General features: G+C 63.4%; 19 protein-coding genes. 7 read left to right on the forward strand and 12 right to left on the reverse strand.

Annotated features, from left to right (window positions below):
• Positions 1–141: 141 nt before the first annotated feature.
• The 7 genes from JQ597_RS14440 to JQ597_RS14470 all read right to left on the reverse strand — a co-directional run bounded on the left by JQ597_RS14440 (position 142) and on the right by JQ597_RS14470 (position 8058).
• Positions 142–1059 (reverse strand): SDR family NAD(P)-dependent oxidoreductase, encoded by a 918-nt coding sequence (locus tag JQ597_RS14440; protein WP_212264922.1) that lies wholly within the window; start codon positions 1057–1059, stop codon positions 142–144.
• A 117-nt stretch (positions 1060–1176) separates the two neighbouring features.
• On the reverse strand, positions 1177–1656 hold the full coding sequence (locus JQ597_RS14445) for a MaoC family dehydratase (protein ID WP_212264923.1): 480 nt from the start codon (positions 1654–1656) through the stop codon (positions 1177–1179).
• Positions 1657–1659: 3 nt separating this feature from the next.
• Positions 1660–3393 carry an AMP-binding protein gene (locus JQ597_RS14450; RefSeq protein ID WP_212264924.1) on the reverse strand — a complete coding sequence of 578 codons (1734 nt, stop codon included), beginning with the start codon at positions 3391–3393 and terminating at the stop codon, positions 1660–1662.
• A 10-nt stretch (positions 3394–3403) separates the two neighbouring features.
• On the reverse strand, positions 3404–4291 hold the full coding sequence (gene mmsB, locus JQ597_RS14455; RefSeq protein WP_212264925.1) for a 3-hydroxyisobutyrate dehydrogenase: 888 nt from the start codon (positions 4289–4291) through the stop codon (positions 3404–3406).
• A 33-nt stretch (positions 4292–4324) separates the two neighbouring features.
• Positions 4325–5398, reverse strand: coding sequence for an enoyl-CoA hydratase/isomerase family protein (locus tag JQ597_RS14460; RefSeq protein ID WP_212264926.1), 1074 nt, complete (start codon positions 5396–5398; stop codon positions 4325–4327).
• On the reverse strand, positions 5395–6540 hold the full coding sequence (locus JQ597_RS14465; RefSeq protein WP_212264927.1) for an isobutyryl-CoA dehydrogenase: 1146 nt from the start codon (positions 6538–6540) through the stop codon (positions 5395–5397). Before JQ597_RS14465 ends, JQ597_RS14460 begins: the two co-directional genes overlap by 4 nt.
• 21 nt (positions 6541–6561) lie before the next feature.
• Positions 6562–8058, reverse strand: a complete 1497-nt coding sequence (locus JQ597_RS14470; RefSeq protein ID WP_212264928.1) for a CoA-acylating methylmalonate-semialdehyde dehydrogenase — start codon at positions 8056–8058, stop codon at positions 6562–6564.
• A gap of 99 nt (positions 8059–8157) precedes the next feature.
• On the opposite strand from JQ597_RS14470, the gene JQ597_RS14475 reads away from it, so the two are divergent.
• Entirely contained in the window at positions 8158–9072 is a 915-nt protein-coding gene (locus tag JQ597_RS14475; RefSeq protein WP_212264929.1) for a LysR family transcriptional regulator, read from the forward strand.
• A 152-nt stretch (positions 9073–9224) separates the two neighbouring features.
• Here the strand turns inward: JQ597_RS14475 and JQ597_RS14480 are convergent, their stop codons facing one another.
• Positions 9225–9851 (reverse strand): TetR/AcrR family transcriptional regulator, encoded by a 627-nt coding sequence (locus tag JQ597_RS14480; RefSeq protein ID WP_212264930.1) that lies wholly within the window; start codon positions 9849–9851, stop codon positions 9225–9227.
• A gap of 66 nt (positions 9852–9917) precedes the next feature.
• On the reverse strand, positions 9918–10457 hold the full coding sequence (locus JQ597_RS14485) for a PaaI family thioesterase (protein WP_212264931.1): 540 nt from the start codon (positions 10455–10457) through the stop codon (positions 9918–9920).
• Between the two features lie 158 nt (positions 10458–10615).
• Between JQ597_RS14485 and JQ597_RS14490 the strand changes: the two genes are divergently transcribed.
• Both JQ597_RS14490 and solA read left to right on the forward strand, forming a co-directional pair.
• A complete protein-coding gene (locus JQ597_RS14490) occupies positions 10616–11386 on the forward strand; it encodes an enoyl-CoA hydratase (RefSeq protein WP_212264932.1) in 771 nt (256 codons plus the stop codon).
• Positions 11387–11400: 14 nt separating this feature from the next.
• Positions 11401–12567 (forward strand): N-methyl-L-tryptophan oxidase, encoded by a 1167-nt coding sequence (solA, locus tag JQ597_RS14495; protein WP_212264933.1) that lies wholly within the window; start codon positions 11401–11403, stop codon positions 12565–12567.
• Positions 12568–12624: 57 nt separating this feature from the next.
• Here solA and JQ597_RS14500 read toward each other — a convergent pair whose 3' ends face one another.
• Positions 12625–13440, reverse strand: a complete 816-nt coding sequence (locus JQ597_RS14500; RefSeq protein WP_212264934.1) for an enoyl-CoA hydratase/isomerase family protein — start codon at positions 13438–13440, stop codon at positions 12625–12627.
• Positions 13441–13561: 121 nt separating this feature from the next.
• Between JQ597_RS14500 and JQ597_RS14505 the strand changes: the two genes are divergently transcribed.
• From JQ597_RS14505 to JQ597_RS14520, 4 genes are all read left to right on the forward strand, one after another.
• Positions 13562–15232, forward strand: coding sequence for an FAD-dependent monooxygenase (locus JQ597_RS14505; RefSeq protein ID WP_212264935.1), 1671 nt, complete (start codon positions 13562–13564; stop codon positions 15230–15232).
• Positions 15229–15414: a hypothetical protein gene (locus tag JQ597_RS14510; protein ID WP_212264936.1), complete on the forward strand. Its 186-nt coding sequence runs from the start codon at positions 15229–15231 to the stop codon at positions 15412–15414. Before JQ597_RS14505 ends, JQ597_RS14510 begins: the two co-directional genes overlap by 4 nt.
• Positions 15415–15590: 176 nt before the next feature.
• Positions 15591–16784 (forward strand): acetyl-CoA C-acyltransferase, encoded by a 1194-nt coding sequence (locus JQ597_RS14515; RefSeq protein ID WP_212264937.1) that lies wholly within the window; start codon positions 15591–15593, stop codon positions 16782–16784.
• Positions 16785–16897: 113 nt separating this feature from the next.
• Positions 16898–18196, forward strand: a complete 1299-nt coding sequence (locus JQ597_RS14520) for an MFS transporter (RefSeq protein WP_212264938.1) — start codon at positions 16898–16900, stop codon at positions 18194–18196.
• A 3-nt stretch (positions 18197–18199) separates the two neighbouring features.
• On the opposite strand, the gene JQ597_RS14525 is transcribed toward JQ597_RS14520, so the two are convergent.
• Together JQ597_RS14525 and JQ597_RS14530 are read right to left on the reverse strand one after the other, a co-directional pair.
• Entirely contained in the window at positions 18200–19552 is a 1353-nt protein-coding gene (locus JQ597_RS14525) for a carbohydrate porin (RefSeq protein WP_212264939.1), read from the reverse strand.
• 25 nt (positions 19553–19577) lie between these two features.
• Positions 19578–20636 carry a transporter gene (locus JQ597_RS14530; protein WP_212264940.1) on the reverse strand — a complete coding sequence of 353 codons (1059 nt, stop codon included), beginning with the start codon at positions 20634–20636 and terminating at the stop codon, positions 19578–19580.
• Positions 20637–20654 lie beyond the last annotated feature (18 nt).

Raw genomic sequence — 20654 nt, forward strand, 5'->3', positions numbered from 1 at the left:
TAAGCCGGATTCGCCTACCGCAACAAAGAACGTCATTCCGGGATGGTCCGAAGGACCAGACCTCAGGGGCGCAATTGCGCCCTGGGGAATCTCGAGATTCCGGGCTCGACGCTTCGCGTCGCCCCGGAATGACGGCGAGCGCTACAGCTTGATCCCCGCTCTCGCCGCGGCCTGCCCCACGTACTTCTGCGTCTGCTCGAACGCGCCCTGCAGCGCCTTCGCCGTGGACATATCGCCGATCGCGGCAAAGTTCGCGGCGATCGCGTCCGGCGTCCAGTCGGACTGGGCCAGGTTGATGCCTTCGGTCTCGACGACCTTGATCACCGCAAACGAGCCGGCACCGGCGCCCATGATGGTGCGGGTCGGCGCGTCCTCGCTGAGCAAGAATTCCACCGCCGGCGTGATCGCCTCGGGGCGCATCAGCGCCAGCGCCTGCGGCGGCAGCAGTTCCTCGGTCATGCGCGTCGCCGCGGTCGGCGAGATGGTGTTGACGCGGATGTTGTTCTTGCGGCCCTCCTCGGCCAGCACGTTCATCAGGCCGATCATGCCGGCTTTGGCCGCGCCGTAATTGGCCTGGCCGAAATTGCCGAACAGGCCGGATGAGGAGGTGGTGACGACGATGCGGCCGTAATTGCGCTCGCGCATGCCGGCCCACACCGCCTTGCAGCAATAGAAGGTGCCGGTGAGATGGACATCCAGCACTTTTGCGAAATCAGCGACTTCCATTTTCGTAAACGACTTGTCGCGCAGGATGCCGGCATTGGCGCACAGCAAATCGACGCTGCCCCACTCTTTGGTGGCGCGCTCGACCATCGCCGTGACCTGCTCGAAATTGGAGACATCGGCGCCGTCGGCGATCGCGGTACCGCCGGCTTTGCGGATTTCCTCAACCACGGTCTCGGCCGGGGTCAGCGAGCCACCGGTGCCGTCGCGCGCGCCGCCGAAATCATTGACGACGACCTTGGCGCCGCGGCTGGCCAGCCCCAGCGCATGCGCCCGTCCCAGACCATTGCCCGCGCCGGTGACGATTGCGACGCGTCCGTCAAACCTGATTGTCATGATTGCAGTTCCTGCTCTTCGTCATGCCCGGGCTTGACCCGGGCATCCATCCAAAATCGAGAGGTTTTTGAGCAGTGATGGATTGCCGGGTCAAGCCCGGCAATGACAGACCGGCGGCTAAGCGAAATAGATCAAGCCGAGCCAGTTGGCGACCAAAGCGGGTTTTGCTTCACCCTCGATCTCGACGGTGACATTGGTGCGCGACTGCAGCTCCTTCGGTTTGCGCAAAATTGCCTCCAGCAGCGTGAAACGGCCGCGGACGCGGGAGCCCGCGCGCACCGGCGACATGAACCGCAGCCGATCGAACCCGTAGTTGACCCCCATCGTGGTGCCTTCGATGACCGGCATCACCTCGTAGGACATGATCGACAGCAGAGACATCGTCAGAAAGCCGTGCGCCACGGTGGTGCCGTAAGCGGTTTCCTTCTTGGCGCGCTCGGGATCGACATGGATGAACTGGTGGTCCTCGATCACGTCGGCATAGAGGTTGATCCTGGCTTGATCGACCAGGTGCCAGGACGAGACGCCGATCTCCTTGCCGACCATGGCCTGATAGGCTTCAAACGACACCGGCGGCTTCTTCCAGACTTCATTCATCTATCAACTCTCCAATCCGGCGGTCCGCACTTTCTGGAGTCCCGGAAACTGTTCCTCGCGGAATTCGGCGCCGCGCAGCGCATCACCGCGATTATCGTCATGCTCGAGCCGGCGCAACTGCACGCGGCGGATTTTTCCGGAAATCGTCTTCGGCAATTCGGTGACGAGCTCGATGCGGCGGATACGCTTGAACGGTGCAAGCCGCGTATGCAGATGCGTGAAGATCGACAGCGCGGTTTCCGCCGAACGCTCCACTCCCGCCACCAGCAGCACATAGGCCTTTGGAATAGCGAGGCGGATCGGATCTGGACTCGGCACGACGGCGGCTTCCGCGACCAGTTCATGCTCCAGCAGCACGCTCTCCAGTTCGAACGGACTGATGCGGTAGTCGGAGGATTTGAACACGTCGTCGGAGCGGCCGACGAAGGTCAGATACCCCTCGTCATCGGCGAACACCACGTCGCCGCTGCGATAGAGGTCGCCATCGGCGCCGCTCAATTTGCCGTCCTCGCCCTGATAGCCCTGCATCAGGCCGGCCGGACGGTCCGAGCCGAGCACCAGTGTCACCTCGCCCTCCTTGGTCGCGTGGCCATCATTGTCGGTGATCTGCACGCGGTAGCCGGGCAACGGCCGGCCCATCGATCCGACCTTGACGGTCTGGTCCGGCGAATTGCCGGCGAGCGCCGTGGTTTCGGTCTGGCCATAGCCGTCGCGGATGGTCAGACCCCAGGCGGTGCGGACCTGATCGATGACTTCGGGATTGAGCGGCTCGCCGGCGCCGCAGACTTCGCGCAAGGAGACCTTGAAGGCCGCAAGCTTCTCCTGGATGAACAGCCGCCACACCGTCGGCGGTGCGCACAAGGTCGTCACGCCACAACGGCCGATGGTCGCGAGCAACGCCTTGGCGTCGAAGCGCGGCTGGTTGACCACGAACACGGTGGCGCCGGCATTCCAGGGCGCGAACAAGCAGCTCCAGGCATGCTTGGCCCAGCCCGGCGAGGAAATGTTGAGATGCACGTCGCCCGGCTGCAGCCCGAGCCAGAACATCGTCGACAACGCGCCGACGGGATAACTGCGCTGGCTGTGCCGCACCAGCTTTGGCTTTGCCGTGGTGCCCGAGGTGAAATAGAGCAGCATCGGGTCGTCGGCGTTGGTCGGACCATCGGCTGCGAATGTTTCCGAAGCGCCGGCGGCCTCTTCGAACGGCAACCAGCCCTCGTGCTTCGCCGTCGCGCCGACGACGATGCGCACCAGGCCTTCGGCGCCGAGACTGGCAAATTTCGCGACCTGATCCTGCGAGGCCACCACCACCTTGGCCCGGCCGCGGTCGAGGCGGTCGCGCAATTCGTCTGGTGTCAACAACGTGGTGGCTGGAATGACCACGACGCCGAGTTTCATCGCCGCCAGCATGGTCTCCCACAGCGGCACGACATTGCCGAGCAAGAGCAGCAGATGATCGCCGCGTTTCAATCCCTGTGCGCGCAGGAAGTTGGCGACCTGGTTGGAACGGCGCGACAGCGCGGCAAAGGAAAGCTTTGTCTCCTTGTCGCTGCCGGCATCGACGATCCACAGCGCCGCGCGGTCCTTGCTGTCGGAGTTACGCGCCAGTTCGGCATCGAACCAGTCCAGCGCCCAGTTGAACGGAACCGGATCCGGCCAGCGGAACCCCTTTACCGCGGTGTCGTAGTCGGTGCGGTGCTTGAGCAGAAAGGCGCGCGCTTCCTGGAAACTCGTCATCGGCTCTCCGTTATTTCCCGGCGAGACTCCGAACGTGCTGGATAATCCCGGAAAAATCCACCCCGCCATGGCCGGCGGCGTCGAACGCCTTGTAGATCTCCTGCGCGTGCTTGCCCAGAGGGGTCGCGGCGCCCGCGGCATTGGCGGCGTCCTGCGCCAGCGTCAAATCCTTCACCATCAGATTGGAGGCGAAACCGGGCTTGTAGTCGTTGTTGGCCGGAGAGGTCGGAACCGGGCCCGGCACCGGGCAATAAGTCGTCAGCGACCAGCATTGTCCCGATGAGGTCGAGGCGACGTCGAACAACGCCTGATGCGACAGGCCCAGTTTCTCGGCGAGCGCGAAGGCCTCGCCGACCGCGATCATGGAAATGCCAAGAATCATGTTGTTGCAGATCTTGGCCGCCTGCCCTGCGCCGGCGCCGCCGCAATGCACGATCTTCTTGCCCATGTTTTCCAGCACCGGCTTGGCGGCGCCGAACGCCTTCTCCTCGCCGCCGCACATGAAGGTCAGCGTCGCGCCCTTGGCGCCGCCGGTGCCGCCGGACACCGGTGCATCGACGGAAGCCATGCCGTGCTTGGCCGCCAGCGCATGCGCCTGTTTTGCACTCTCGACGTCGATGGTCGAGCAATCGATGATCAGCGCGCCCTTGGCCATCGCCGGAACCACGTCGGTCCAGACCGAGACCACGTGCTTGCCCGCGGGCAGCATGGTGATGACGGTATCCGCCCCCTTCACCGCGGCCGCGGCGCTTTCCGCAATCGTGGCGCCGTCGCTCTTGGCCTGATTCTTGGAGGCCTCGACCAGATCGAAGGCGATGACCTTATGGCCGGCCTTGACCAGGTTGGCCGCCATCGGCCCGCCCATATTGCCGAGGCCAATGAATGCGATAGTTGCCATCTCGAATCCTCCGCGTGAGCTGTTCTTGTTGTTTCAGTTGAACCTGAGTTCGTCGGCGCCGATCTCGGCGAAATAAGGCGCCTGCATCGCAGGGGTCACGTCCTCGATCCGTGGCGGCGACCATTTTGGACTGCGGTCCTTGTCGATCACGGCGGCGCGCACGCCCTCGCGGAAATCGTCGCTGGCAAACACTTCGAGGGCCGCGCGATATTCCCGCACCAGGCATTCTTCCAGCGAGGACGACGCCCGCGCCAGTCGCAGCAGTTTCAGCGTGACCACCATGCCGCGCGGCGATTTTTCGCCAAGCGTCTTCAGCGTTGAAAGCGCCAGTTCCGAGCCGTCGCGCTGCAGGGCGGCGACGATATCTTCCATCCGGTCATGGGCGAACCAGTTGTCGATTTTTGCCTGTATCGCGGCGACGGGACCGGCAGTCTCGCCGGTCGCAAAGCCATCAATAAGGGTCTTGATTTCGGCTGATGTTGCTCCGGGCCGGACTTTGGTGAGCGCCTCGCGCAGCGCGGCCAATTTGGCCGACGGCACCACCGTGTCGGCAAAGCGCGCATTAATCGCGTCTGGACCATTCATGGTTTGGCCGGTCAGGCCAAAATAGGTTCCGATCTCGCCCGGCGAATGCGAGAGTAGCCAGGTGCCGCCGACATCTGGGAAAAATCCGAGGCCGACTTCAGGCATGGCGAGCTTTGTCCGCTCGGTCACCACGCGATGGCTGCTGTGGGCGGATAGCCCGACGCCGCCGCCCATTACGATGCCGTCCATGAAGGCGACATAGGGCTTTGGGAATCTCTTGATGCGGGCGTTGAGGATGTATTCCTCGCGCCACAGGATTTTGCCGAGATCGCCGGCGACCTTCGAGCTTTCCCAGAGCGCGCGGATATCGCCGCCGGCGCAGAGGCCGCGCTCGCCTGCCCCCTCAAGCAGGATCACCGCGACCGCTGGATCGGCCTCGAACTGATCGAGCGCCTTGTCGATGTCGCGAAACATCTCCAACGTCACGGCATTGATCGCCTTCGGCCGGTTGAGGCGGATTACGCCGCAAGATCCCTCGCGCCGCGCGATCAGGTCACCCTCTGGCGATTCGACTGCTGTCATCGCGCGCCTTCGATCAGTTTTCGCGACACAATCAACCGCATGATCTCGTTGGTCCCTTCCAGGATCTGGTGCACGCGCAAATCGCGCACGATCTTTTCGATGCCGTATTCGCTGAGGTAACCGTAGCCGCCATGCAGTTGCAGCGCCTGGTTGGCAACCTCGAAACCGACATCGGTGCCAAAGCGTTTGGCCATCGCGCACAGCATGGTTGCGTCCGCATCCTTGCGGTCGAGCGCGGCGGCTGCGCGCCACACAAAGGTCCGCGCAGCTTCCAGTTCGGTCGCCATGTCGGCGAGGCGAAACTGCAGCGCCTGGAATTCGTCGAGGCGCTTGCCAAAGGCTTTCCGCTCTTTCATGTAGCTAAGCGATTTATCGAGCGCGTTCTGCGCGCCGCCGAGCGAACAGGCGGCGATGTTGATGCGGCCGCCATCGAGCCCGGCCATCGCGATCTTGAAGCCGATCCCTTCGTCGCCGAGGCGATTTTCGATCGGTACGCGAGCGTTTTCGAAAATCACCGCGCGGGTCGGCTGGGCGTTCCAGCCCATCTTGCGCTCATTGGCGCCGAACGACAGCCCTGGCATATCGCCCTCGATCACCAGGGTCGAGATGCCGCCGGGGCCATCGGCGCCGGTGCGCACCATCACCACATAGAGATCGCCCTTGCCGGCGCCTGAAATGAACTGTTTCTGGCCGTTGAGCACGTAGTGATCGCCGTCGCGCACCGCGCGGGTACGCAAGGCAGCCGCGTCCGATCCGGAGCCCGGCTCGGTCAGGCAATAGCTCGCCAGCAGCTCCATGGTGCAGAGTTTTGGCAACCACTTCTGGCGCTGGGTATCGTTGCCATAGGCATCGATCATCCAGGACGCCATGTTGTGGATCGAGATGAACGCCGACACCGTCGGGCAGCCCTGCGCCAGGGCCTCGAAGATCAGCGCGGCGTCGAACCGCGTCAGCGCCGAGCCGCCGACATCGTCGCGGATATAGACCCCGCCGATGCCGAGCGTCGCGGCCTCGCGCATCACGTCGACGGGAAAATGCTTTTCCTCGTCCCAGCGGATCGCATGCGGCGCGATTTTTTCCGCGGCGAACTCCCGCGCCATATCGCGAACCGCAATCTGGTCCTCGTTGAGAGCGAAATGCATTTTGCGCTCGGCTTCTGCGCGCTAGTTCATCGTCGGAATCGAGAACTCCGCGCCCTCCTTCACACCCGACGGCCAGCGCGAGGTGATGGTCTTGGTCTTGGTGTAGAAGCGGATCGAATCCGGGCCGTGCTGATTGAGATCGCCGAAGCCGGACTTCTTCCAGCCACCAAACGTGTAATAGGCGATCGGCACCGGGATCGGCACGTTGATGCCGACCATGCCGACTTCGACCTTGGCGGCGAAATCGCGCGCGGCGTCGCCGTCGCGGGTGAAGATCGCAACGCCATTGCCATAGTCATGGTCCGACGGCAGCGCCAGCGCTTCCTTGTAGTCGTGCGCGCGCACCACCGACAGCACCGGCCCAAAAATCTCTTCCTTGTAGATCCGCATGTCCTTGGTGACGTTGTCGAACAGCGAACCGCCGAGATAGAATCCCTTCTCATAGCCCTGCATCTTGAAGCCACGGCCGTCGACGGCGAGCGTCGCGCCTTCCTTGACGCCGATATCGATGTAGCTCTTCACCTTCTCGACCGCTTCGCGCGTCACCAGCGGGCCGTAATCGGCGGAGGGATCGATCGAGGTGCCGATCTTGAGCGACTCCACGCGCGGGATCAGCTTTTCCATCAGGCGATCGGCGGCGGTCTTGCCCACGGGCACCACGACCGAAATCGCCATGCAGCGCTCGCCGGCCGAACCGTAGCCGGCGCCGATCAGGGCATCGACAGCTTGGTCCATATCGGCGTCGGGCATGACGATGGCGTGGTTCTTGGCGCCGCCGAAACACTGGCACCGCTTGCCGGTCTGTGCAGCGCGCTCGTAGATGTACTGCGCAATCGGCGTCGAGCCGACAAAGCCGATCGCCTTGATATCGGGATCGTCGAGGATGGCGTCGACGGCCTCCTTGTCGCCGTTGACGACGTTGAGCACGCCGGGCGGCAGGCCGGCCTCGATCATCAGGGCGGCCAGCATCATTGGCACGCCGGGATCGCGCTCCGACGGCTTCAGGATGAAGGCATTGCCGCAGGCGATCGCCGGCGCGAATTTCCACATCGGGATCATCGCCGGGAAATTGAACGGCGTGATGCCGGCGACGACGCCGAGCGGTTGCCGCATCGAATAGATGTCGATGCCGGGGCCGGCGCCTTCGGTGTATTCGCCCTTCATCAGGTGCGGAATGCCGCAGGCGAATTCGGCGACTTCGAGTCCGCGCTGGATATCGCCCTTGGCGTCGGGAACGGTTTTGCCATGCTCACGCGCAAGGCAATCAGCGAGTTTGTCGTAATCACGCTGTACCAGTTCGACGAATTTCATCATCACGCGCGCGCGGCGCTGCGGGTTGGTCGCGGCCCATTCCGGCTGAGCTGCCCTGGCGTTCTCGACGGCGGCGTGAACCTCGGCCTTGGAGGCTAACGCCACCTTGGCCTGGACGTCTCCGGTCATCGGCTCGAAAACGTCGGCCGTCCGGCCCGAATTGCCCTTGACCTCTTTGCCGCCGATGAAATGTCCGATTGAACGCATGAATCTTCTCCCTAGACCCGGTTAGATCGCTTTACCGCCCTTTTTGACCTGCATTTCCTAGGATACAAGTGCGATAAATTGCACCATAGATGTGCGGAAATGCTGGATCAAGGCGGCGGTACGATCGATTGGGATGACTTCCGTTTTCTGCTGGCGATTGCGCGCGGCGGAACGGTATCCGCTGCCGCAAAACAGCTTGGCGTCGATCATGCCACAGTGATCCGGCGTGTCGACCGGCTGGAACGGCATCTGTCCGCAAAACTGTTTGATCGGCGTAAAACCGGATATTTGCTGACCGAGGCCGGCCAGCGCGTCGCCGACAGCGCGGAAGCAATGGAATCGACCATCGTCGCCAACCAGGAGGCGGTCGGCGGCTCCCGCGCGCATCTGACCGGCACGGTGCGGATCGGGGCGCCGGACGGGTTTGGCAGCCACTTCCTAGCCTCGCGGCTGGTAAAATTCGTCGAGCGATACCCGGACCTCGACCTGCAGCTGGTCGCCACCGCGCGGCTGTTCAGCCTCTCCAAGCGCGAGGCCGATATCGCGATCAGCCTGACGATGCCGAAGGAAGGCCGGATCGTGGGGCGCAAGCTGCTCGACTACAGCCTCGGGCTTTATGCCGCCCCCGCCTATCTCGATCGCGCGCCCGGGATTACCGGGCGCAGTGACCTCGCCGCACATCGTTTCGTCGGCTACATCGAGGAACTGCTGTTCACGCCGGAACTGGATTATCTGCCGCAGGTTAGCCCGAAGATCTCCGCTAAATTCCGCAGCGCCAATCTGATCGCCCAGCTCAACGCCACCATCGCCGGCTTCGGCATCGCCGTGCTGCCGCATTTCATGGCGACGGCGCATCCCGAGCTGCGCCCGGTGCTGCCGGACGAGATCACGATCTCGCGGACGTTCTGGCTGCTGATGCATGCCGACAGCAAGGATCTGGCGCGGATCCGCGCGGTGGCGGATTACATCTATGAGACGGTGGAGAACGAGCGCGCGCTGTTTAGTGGGCGGTGAAGCGACGTGTGTCGTCCCGGCGAAGGCCGGGACCCATAACCACAGGCTGCAATCGTCTGCCGAGATCGTTGTTAATTGCTTTCTTTTCCAACACGGCCGTCACGGCGTATGGGTCCCGGCCTTCGCCGGGACGACAGCGGTGGTGGTGGCTTCTAATTCGGCTTCGACTTCGCTGCGGCCTTCTTCGCCGCCGGTTTCGCCGCCGCCGCGCGACCGAGCACGGCCTCGCGCCCGGCGGCCAGCATTTCGTCGGAAAACTCGCCATTGCCGGCGATCCGCGACAGCACCAGCGTGCCCATCATGGTCGCGAGCGCCGCGACCGCCTGCTTGCGCGCGACTTTGCGCGGCACGTCGAGAATCTGATCGGCCATCATGTCGATCATCGCTTCCAGCTTGGCCGCAAAAGCCTTCCGCGTCTTCGCGCTCTCACGCGCGATCTCGGCGCCGAGCGTCGGAATCGCGCAGCCATGGCCGGGATCGTCGCGATGAACAGGCGTCAGATAGTTCTCGACGATGGTTGCGAGACGCTTGTCCGGCGGGGTCTCGTCGGCGACCTTGCGCCAGCGCTCGGTCGAGCGGTCCATCGCATAGGCAAAGGCTTCGATGACCAGCGCCTCGCGGGAATCGAAATGGGCGTAGAAGCCGCCATGGGTCAGGCCGGCCTCCTTCATCAGGTCGGCGACGCCGATGCCATGCGCGCCCTTTTCGCGAAGCCGCACGGACGCCTTCTTCACGATCCGCGCGTGGGTTTCCTGCTTGTGCTCCTTCGAATAGCGCATCGCGATTCCTGAACCATTAGATGTTTGCAGTCATATAATAGCAGTTGCGTGCGAAAAAAGCTGCACCTATTTCGTCTTAGGCCCCTCGCCGATCATCGAGAAGGTGGCGGTCGCGTGCACTGCAAGATTGCCGGCGCCGTCGCGGACAAAGCCTTCGGTATAGCTGGTCTGGCGGCCGAGTTTTATGATTTTGCCTTCGGCCGAGATCTTGCCCGACTTGACCGAGAGCGGTCGCAGATAGGTCAGCTTGAGATCGAGGGTCACCGCGCCCTGCCCGGCCGGAAGCATGGTCGAGATCGCACAACCCATGGCGGTATCGAGCAGAGCTGCCGCGGTTGCGCCGTGCAGCAGACCGATGGTATTTTCCAGGCTCTCGTGCGGTTGGAGTTCCATCACGATCCGCCCCGGTTCGACAGTGCGAAGGCGGAAATCGATCAGGCGGGCCATCGGCGGTTCCGGCAGCACGCCGTCGCGGATCGCGCACATCGCCTCCATGCCCGTCATCCCTGCGGCGGCCTTCGCGGCCGGCCCCGGCGCCTGCCAGTCGACCACGCGCTCCCGGCGCATGGCTGAAGAAAACAGGTCGGCGGTATCAATCGCGCTCATGGCAACTCCTTTTAGATGACGATTGTCATATTATATGGCCGACCGTCGCCGCGCAACGCCTCTCGCCTGCCTGCCCTTGACAATTCAGCGCATTGTCCGGGAAGTGGCGTGAACCGTGCCATTGAACCCAAAAACCAAAACCAATCAGAGAAAATCAGATGGAAATGCTCAATCCCCATTGCGGTATCGACCGCGATCCGCGCGGCGTGGTGCGGCTGTCGATCTGCAACGCCGGTTCGCTGAACATCCTGAGCTCGGCCGTCACATCAGGCGTACGCGAAGGCTTTGAGAAACTCGCCACCGATCGGACCATTCGCGCGGTGATCCTGGCCGGCCAAAGCGAGAAGAGCATGATCGGCGGCGCCGACATCAAGGAAATGGCAAAACTCGACCAGAAATCCGCCGAAGCCTTCATCACGCGGCTGCGCGACCTCTGCGAAGCCGTGCGCCAATTCCCGGCGCCCGTGATCGCGCGGTTGCCGGGCTGGTGTCTCGGCGGCGGCCTTGAAGTCGCGGCTGCCTGCGATTTCCGGATTGCCGCGCACGACGCCCATTTTGGCATGCCGGAGGTCAAGGTCGGGATTCCCTCGGTGATCCACGCAGCACTCTTGCCGCGGCTGATCGGCTGGGGCCGCGCCCGCTGGCTTGTCATGACGGCCGAAAACATCGACGCGCCGACGGCGCTGGCCTGGGGACTGGTCGACAAGGTCGCGCCGGCCGGCGGCCTCGATGACGCGGTCGAGCATACGGTCAAGGCGCTGCTCGAATGCGGAGCGGAAGCGCTGCGTTCGCAGAAGGCGCTCATGCGACAATGGGAAGAGCTGCCGCTGACGGAATCTGTCAATCTTAGCGTTGGCGTATTCGGGCAGTCCTTCCTGACCGGCGAACCGCAGCGGATGATGCAGGGATTTCTCGACCGGAAGCGATAGGCGCAGGAGAAGAAATGGAACGGTCGTTCGACGCAATCGTACTCGGTTTGGGAGCAATGGGCTCCGCCGCGACTTACCAGCTGGCCAGTCGAGGCGCCTCCGTTCTCGGGATTGATCAGTTCAAGCCGCCTCATGAGTTGGGTTCGACGCACGGCGATACCCGAATTACGCGTATCGCCTGCGGCGAGGGTCCCGAGTATTCGCCATTTGCCCAGCGGTCGCACGAGATATGGCGCGACATCGAGAGCCGAACCGGTCGGGATCTTTTCACCCAAAATGGACTGCTGGTGATCTCAGGCAAGGGTCAGCGTGCAGCTGGACATGAAAATCCGGAATTCCTCAAGACCACGGTGGCAGCGGCCGACGAGGCCAGGATCCACTACGAAATTCTGGATGGCAAAACGATCAAGGAACGTTTTCCCGCCTTCAATGTCAACGACGACGACGAAGCCTATTTCGACGAGGTCAGCGGCTTTGTGCGACCTGAATCATGCGTCGAGGCACAGCTTCAGCTCGCGGCCACCTCGGGCGCCGTGCTGCGCTTTTACGAGAAGGTGCTCAAATTCGAACCCGATGGCGACGGCGTGCAGGTGACGACAGGCGTCAGCACCTATCGCGCCAAAAAACTCATCGTAACCGCTGGTCCATGGATCAACCAGGTATTAGGCCTGGATCGGCAATTCAGCATAACACGGCAGGTGCTTTACTGGTTTGGCCTGAAAAACCAGCACCAATACCCGGAATTTCTTCCAGAGCGATTTCCGGTTTACATCTGGCAACTTCCGGCACCCCAGAGCATCTACGGCTTTCCATTGATTGGCCACCCCGAACAAGGGGTGAAGATCGCCACCGAGCAGTATGTCGATACTACGACGCCCGACACGGTTCGCCGGAGCGTTGATCCAGACGAGATCACCAGGATGTTCAGAACCTATGTCGGGCCGTTCTTCCCCGGCCTCGACGAAAATTGCGTGAAGGCGAAGGTGTGCCTTTACACCTGTGTGAAGAACGCCCGATTTATCATTGACCATCACCCCGACATGAAGAACGTCATCATCGCCTCGCCGTGCTCGGGACACGGGTTCAAACATTCCGCAGCTGTTGGAGAAACCCTTGCGCAGATGGCGCTTGGTCAATCACATCTGGACGTAAGCAAGTTCTCGTTTTCAGGCGCTATCTGAGATCCCGGCGCGCTTCGCCGCAAAAGGCGGCCACGTCACGACAATTTATCCCCCGCCTCAACGGCCCTCGAATTTCGGCTCGCGCTTCTCCATGAAGGCATTGATGCCTTCCTGCATGTCCTGCGTCTTGAACAGCGGCAGGAGCTGCAGATAGACGTGGTGCACATGGTCCGGGAATGTTTCGTTCAGCCCCATCCGCATCATCCGCTTGGCGGCCTGCACCGCCAAAGGCGCATTGGCGGCAATCTCCCGCGCCACCGCACGCGCCCTCCCCATCAGATCCGCATCAGGAACCACCTCGTTGGCGAGTCCCCATTCGAGGCATTCGCGCGCGCTGAGCGTGCGCCCGGTAAAGATCAGTTCGGAGGCCTTGGCCCAACCAATCATGCGCGGCAGGAACCAGGTGCCGCCGGACTCCGGTACTACCCCGCGCTTGACGAAGGCGGCAGCCAATTTGGCGGATTCCGCCATGATGCGGATGTCGCAACCGAGCGCGGTATCCATGCCGTAGCCCGCAGCGCCGCCGTTGACGGCGCAGATCGTCGGCTTGTCCATCGCCTGCATCACCGTCGGCGGCGTGTTGCGCAGGTCGAGCGAGGTGCTCGATGAGGCCGAGCTGAGCCCATCCCCGCTGCGCTCCTTGCGCAAATCCAGCCCCGCGCAAAAGGCCCGCCCCTTGCCGGTCAGGATCACGCAGCGCACGGCCTTGTCCTCATTGGCCCTGATCAGGAGGCGCGTCAGGTCGTTCAGCATCGGCCCGGAGATGGTGTTCATACGCTCAGGCGCATTGAGCGTGATGACCGCAATACCCTCGTCGACCTCGTAGAGAACTTCGTTGGATTCCGTCTGCTCGCTGCGGGCTGGCTGATTCATCGTACGGCCTTCTTTCAATCGTGAAGGTTGTTCGCGTTCGACACATGCTGCCTTGCCATCCCGCTTCTTTCAAGCTGTAGTCGGCGTGAACAAGGAACCGGATGAACAAAGCGGGAAACGCATGAGACCTGCCGGCAAGGGGCCGCTGGATTCGCTCTACTTCAACTATCCGATCTTTCCGGCGCGGCGCGTGCCCGAACTGGACGGCGTGGCCGCTCGCCATCCCGTTGCGATCGTCGGCGCCGGCCCGATCGGGATGACGGCAGCGCTGGTGCTGGCGCGCTACGGCGTTCGCAGCGTGCTGATCGATCGCAAGGACACTTTCAACGACGGCAGCCGCGCACTCTGCATCGCCCGGCCGAGCATGCATATCCTGGAACGGATCGGCGCGGTCGCGCCCTTCCTCCAGAAATCACTGGGATGGCGCTACGGCCGCAGCTACTACCGCGGCGAGCAGATCTTCCGGCTCGAGATGCCGCATCCGCCGAATGAAAAATATCTGCCGATGTACAATCTGCAGCAGCAGTATATCGAGCAATATCTGCATGACGCGGTCGCGGCGTGCGACCTCATCGACATGCGCTGGCAGAGCGAGCTTTCCGACATCAAGCCGAACGCGGATGGCGTTTCGATCGGCATTGCCTCGCCCGCCGGCAACTACCGCCTCGATGCCGGGTATGTCCTGGCCGCCGACGGCGCGCGCTCGCCGATCCGATCGCAGCTCGGGTTGCGGATGAAGGGCGACAATTACGAAGGTCGCTACGTGATTGCGGATATCCGCATGGATCACGATTTCCCGACCGAACGCCGGGCCTTCTTCGAGCCGAGTGGCAATCCCGGCGGCACGGTGCTGATCCACAAGCAACCGGAAGGGATCTGGCGCATCGACTACCAGCTTCGCGAAGGCGAAAGCGAACAGGATGCGATGCGCGAGGAAAACATCCGCGCCCGCGTCGGCGCCATCCTTGGTGACATCGGCCACGACAGACCGTGGGAACTGGAATGGTGGAGCGTCTATTCCGCCAACACGCTCTGCCTCGACGACTACCGGCACGGCCGGGTGTTCTTCATCGGCGACGCCGCGCACATCGTGCCGATTTTTGGCGTGCGCGGCCTCAACAACGGCCTCGCGGATGCCGAAAATCTCGGCTGGAAGCTGGCGCTCGTCCTCAACGGCGCGGCGGATGAAGTCCTGCTCGACAGCTATTCGCCGGAGCGCCGCGGCGCCACGCTGGACGTGTTCGCCAACGCCACCAAGAGCACGCGCTTCATGACGCCGCCGACCCGTGGCTGGCGGCTGGCGCGGGAGGCGGCGCTGTCGCTGAGCCTGAAGCACGAATTTCCGCGCGGCCTTGCCAATCCTCGGCAGATGCAGCCCTACACCTATTCCGAGAGCCCGCTGACACCCTATGCCATCAGAGATGCCGAGTTTACGGGCGGCCCCGTCTGCGGCAGCGTTGCGCCGAACGCGAAGCTTCCCGACGGCAGTCATTTGCTGGATCAGGCCGGCATTGGCATGACGGCAATCCTGTTCTGCCGGGGCGCGCCGTCCACCGACGACATTATGCTCCTCGACCGGCTTCGCAACACGGACAAGCGCCTTGCCGCACTCTTGATCGGAACCAGTCACATCAGCGATGCCGACGGCGAGATCGCTCGCCTGTACGCGGCGGCTCCTGGCACGCTTTATCTGCTGCGTCCCGACCTGCATGTCGCCGGGCGATGGAAAACGATCGCCGCAAATGAGGTGCTGCGGACCGCCGCCTTGTGCCTCGGGAGGGCCAGAGCATGAGCACGATGCCATCAGCGGATTTCGAAACCGCCTATGAGACGCTCGCAACGGCCATCGATTCGGCCGGGCCCGAGCGCGAGGCACTGTTCCTGACCCGGCTGGCGCTGCTGCTCGGCCACGAGCTCGGTGACATCGCCGTGTTCCAGAACGCAATCCGGACGGCGCTCGACGGGCTGGAATAGCGCGACGCCGCTCCGTAGCGGCCTGCCCGGCAAACGGATCAATCCAGCTCATCCGAAAGCCAAGATTTTCTCATGGAATGATCCACTCATTTCCGTGAGATCATCCGTTGCAATTTTTGCAGCGCATCATATGATGTTCATAATCTTATTATTCGAACATCCCTGGGAGTTCCGCCATGGCCGCCTCCGATCCCGTCGTCATCCTGTCCGCCGCCCGCACGCCGCTTGGCCGGTTCATGGGCGAGTTGTCACCCTTCAGCGCCCACAAGCTCGGCTCGCATGTGATCGGCGCGGCGCTGGAACGCGCAAAACTGGCGCCGGAGCGGATCGACGAAGTGTTCATGGGCAATGTGCTGCCGGCCGGCCAGGGCCAGGCCCCGGCGCGCCAGGCCGCACGCGGCGCCAAGCTGCGGGATGCCACCGGCGCCACGACCGTCAACAAGGTCTGCGGCTCCGGCATGAAGGCCACCATGCTGGCGCACGACATCATCAAGGCCGGTTCGGCCGAGATCGTGCTGTCGGGCGGCATGGAGAGCATGTCGAACGCGCCCTATCTGCTGAGCAAGGCGCGCGCGGGTTACCGCGCCGGCCATGACCGGATCATCGACCACATGATGATGGACGGGCTTGAGGACGCCTATGAGACCGGCCGCTCGATGGGTGATTTCGGCGAGGCCACCGCGGAAGCCTATCAGTTCACCCGCGCCGATCAGGACGCCTACGCGATCGAGACGCTGACGCGCGCGCGCAAGGCGGTGGAAGGCGGCGCGTTCAAGGCCGAGATCGTCCCCATTACGGTAGCTGAGAAAGCCGGTCCGCGCGTGATCGCCAATGACGAGCATCCGCTCAAGGTGGATCCCGCCAAAATTCCCGGGCTGAAGGCGGCGTTCCGCGCCAACGGCACGATTACGCCCGCCGCCTCCTCCGCCAACGCCGACGGCGCCGCGGCGCTGATCCTGGCGCGGCGCTCGCTCGCCGATCGCGAAGGTCTTCCCACGCTCGCCGAGATCAAGGGCCACGCCACCCACAGCCAGGAGCCGCAATGGTTCACCACGGCGCCGATCCCGGCGATCCGGAAGCTGCTCGACAAGGTCGGCTGGAGCGTCGGCGATGTCGATCTGTTCGAGATCAACGAGGCGTTTGCAGTGGTGGCGATGGCGGCGCAGCGCGACCTCGGGATTCCCCGCGCGAAGCTGAACGTCAACGGCGGCGCCTGCGCGCTCGGTCATCCGATCGGCGCCACCGGCGCGCGCCTGATCGTCACGCTGCTGCATGCGCTGGAAGCGCAGAACCTGAAGCGCGGCGTCGCGGCGCTCTGTATCGGCGGCGGCGAAGCCACCGCGATCGCGGTCGAGCGCATCGTGCATTAGATGCATGTCCGAAAACGAGGGAAGTTCAGCATTTATGTCGCTAGGCGTTTGTGTCAGGATGTGGTGCTCCGCCACATCCTGCAAACCTTCCAATTGAATTTTTCAGAGGCCCAATGATTTCGAACTGGCTCTCCGCCGCCCTCGCCCGCCGCAACATCCATTATGGCTGGGCGATGGTCGGCGTGACCTTCTTCACCGCGCTGATCTCGGCCGGCACCGTTGGCGCGCCCGGCGTGTTCATCGTGCCGCTGCAGGAGGAATTCCACTGGAGCGCTGCCGAGATCTCCTCGGCGCTGTCGATCCGCTTCATCCTGTTCGGGCTGATGGCGCCGTTCGCGGCAGCCCTGCTGAACCGTTACGGCCTGCGCAACATGTCGCTGTTGTCGTTGCTGATCGTCGGCACAGCGCTGATCGCGTCGCTGTTCATGACCCAGGTCTGGCACCTGATGCTGCTGTGGGGCGTCGTGATCGGTCTCGGCACCGGCATGACCGCGCTGGTGCTCGGCGCCACGATTTCGGCTCGCTGGTTCGTGGCGCGACGCGGTTTGGTGGTCGGCATCCTCACCGCGAGCGTGGCGACGGGCCAGCTCGTGTTCCTGCCGCTACTCGCCACGCTGACGCAGCATTACGGCTGGCGGACCGCGCTGGGATTGATCTGCGTGATGCTCGGCGTCGCGGCCTTTGCCGTGGCGATGATCATGCGCGACCGCCCGAGCGACCTCGGTTTGCGTCCATACGGCGATACGGGCACCGAGCCGATCGCAGCGCCGCCGCCGAGCAACGCGCCAATCATGGCCGCGGCGCTCGGCACCTTGCGCGACGCCTCGAAGACGAAAGTGTTCTGGATCCTGTTCGGCACCTTCTTCATCTGCGGCGCCAGCACCAACGGCCTGATCCAGGTGCATCTGATTCCGATGTGCTTCGATTACGGCATCCCGCAGGTCCAGGCCGCGAGCCTGCTTGCCGCGATGGGCATCTTCGATTTCGTCGGCACCATCGTGTCCGGCTGGCTGTCGGACCGCTACGACAATCGCTGGCTGCTGTTCTGGTATTACGGCCTGCGTGGGCTCTCGCTGCTGTTCTTACCCTTTACGGATTTCTCGTTCTACGGCCTGTCGGTGTTCGCGGTGTTCTATGGACTGGACTGGATCGCCACGGTGCCGCCGACGGTACGCCTGACCGCGCAGCGGTTCGGAGCGGAACGCGCCAATCTGGTGTTCGGCTGGATTTTCGCCGGCCACCAATTGGGCGCCGGCGTCGCGGCCTTCGGTGCGGGCCTGTGGCGGACGGTCTCTGGGACCTACCTGCACGCGTTCTTCGCCGCCGGTGCGCTCTGCATCGTCGCGGCCCTGATCACGCTGGCGATCTCGCGGCCGGCGCCGAAGCCGGCGGCGGCAGTGGCGCCGGCGTAAAGCTCAATACGTGATGGTGGCGCGAACACCCACCATCACGCCGTCCTTGATGCGCTTGGACTGCGTCGGATCGTTCGGATCGGGTATGCCGCCACCGGGATGGGCGATGTACTGCACCACCGGTTGCAGCAGAAAGCCCGGCCGCACTTCGTGCTGGTAGGTGATCTCCAGGATCGCCTCATAATCGCGCACCGGGTACGGCGTGCCGGTAAAGATCTGCGTGTCGCGGTCGAGCGCGCGGGCGCGATCGGAGATCCGCGCATAGGTCGCGGCGATCCCGAACCTGTCGTTCGGGCGCTGCGCGCTGAAGCCGGTGAACAGGAAGCCGCCATCGATATAGGCGCTGACCAGGTTGCGGTCCGACGGGCTCATCGAGGCACGCATGAAGAAGGCGATGCCCTTGTCGGAGCCCGGCGACGCGCGCATCAACAACTGCTCGTAGACCATGAACACGCCGGGATTCCGCCGCCGCCATGCGGTCTCGCCATTGCTGTTGGGATCGGCCAGCGACAGGCCATCGGCGGAGAGCCGCTGATCCGGAAACGACTTTATGTGGTACCAGCCGCCGCCGGTGATCGTCCCGGGCAGCCGGCTTTCACCAAGTTCAACTTTGTATTTGAGCTGGGCGATCCACCACGGTGGATCGCTGACGCGAAACAACAGCCCGTGGGGATTCTTGATCTGCGGATCTTCCGGCCCTGGTGGAGCCGAGTCGCCGTTAAACAGCGCGAAGTACGCCGTGAGCCGGTCCGTGAGTTCGGCTTTCACCCTGATGCCCATCACCGAGAGTGGTGGCGACGGCCCGCCGCTCGGCAAATTGATGCCGGCATGGCCCGGCCAGCCCAGCGCCGAATTGACGAAGATGTCGTCATAGGAACTGTCGATGAACTCGATGTCGGACGCCTGCTGCCCGACACGGACGGCGAGCTTGCCGCCAAGCAGCTTCTGCTCGACCCAGAATTCGTAGAGCCGCGTGGCCGGCAACGCCTCGACGCCGCTGGCCAGCATCAGATTGCCGATATAGCTGCGGGACAGCCCGTCGCCGTGGATCTGGAACATGTTGGCGTGGAAGCTGGCGCCGGTCCAACCCGCCACCTTCTCCAGATCGATCGTGGTGCCCAAATCGAGACGGCCGGTGTAGATCGCCCCCGTCCGCATGCCGCCGGAGATATTGGCGAGCCCCTCTCCGATGTAGATCAGACTGAACTGATAGCCGGCATCCGCCAAGGCTTCGCGCGCGTCCTGTGGCGTTTCCTTTGGCTTCGCCGGAGCGGTGTCGGCATACGCGACCGGTGCGAGTACAAGACAGGCCGCCGTCGCGAGCAAGGTGACGGCGCGGGAAAGAACGCTGTACATGGTGTCGATACCGCCGCCGACTGCTCTATTTGAAGAAGCCTGAGCGGCGCATGGCGAGATAGGCCGCACCGGCGACGCCAACCATGATCGCCGCCGCCCACAAAAATCCGGTTTCGGTGTCGGTGAGCGGCAGGCCCTTGGTGTTCATGCCGAAGATGCCGGTCACCAGCGTCGGAGGCAGCAGCATCGTCGTGACGATGGACAGCGTGTGGAGGTGCCGGTTGCTCTCCTCCTCCATCTTGAAATGTATTTCATCCTCCAGCAGGCGGCTGCGCTCGCGCAGTTCGACGATATCGTGGTCGAGGCCATCGAGCCGCTGCGCCAGTTTTCCGGCCTGAAGCCGCAGCGCCGGGCTGAGGTGTTCAACGCTCTTCTGCTCGAGCCGGTGGAACAGCACGCGCAATCCCGCCAGCTGCCGGTGCAAACGCACGCAGGTCCGCCGCGACCGGCCAAGTGCTGCGCGCATTTCCGATCTTGTCTCGCCTGCGAGAATCCGCTCCTCGATATTGTCGATTGCGGTGCCGATCTTGTCGGCCATGCGGTCCATGGTATCGGCGACCTCGTCGACGATCTTCTCCAGCAACGCGGCGACGGTATCGACGCGATGACCGCTCTCCAGCACACGGCGGGTGGCATCGACGGCGCAAAGCGCCTGATGCCGGCCACTGATGAGAAAGCGTTCGGTCATCGCGAAACGAAGAAATCCGGTTTCCTCGGTCGCGGTGTCGATGGCGCGGACGAGATCGGAGAACACGCCGTAGACGCAATGGTCCGAGATGTGGAGTTGCTGATAATTGTCTTTCGACAGCAGCAGCTCGCGCGCCGGCAGTGGCACGTCCACACCCGCCAGCCACGACCGCGCCCTTGCGTCGGTCAGATTAAAGTGCAGCCACAGCCGCCCGTCATGGCTGAATTCGATCGGCACGTTGATCGGCAGCGGCTCGGCGCTGCCATCGCTGTGCAGGCGAAACACCCACACCAGTCCCGGGATAGCCGAAGCGGCATCCGGGATAGCCGAAGCGGCATCAGCTATCGGCATGCCGACACCTATTGCAGGCTCGGCCAACGTATCCATCGAAGACATCAGCAGCCCCCGCCAAAC

This window comes from Bradyrhizobium sp. AUGA SZCCT0177 (assembly GCF_018130125.1).
In the GTDB taxonomy this organism is placed as follows: domain Bacteria; phylum Pseudomonadota; class Alphaproteobacteria; order Rhizobiales; family Xanthobacteraceae; genus Bradyrhizobium.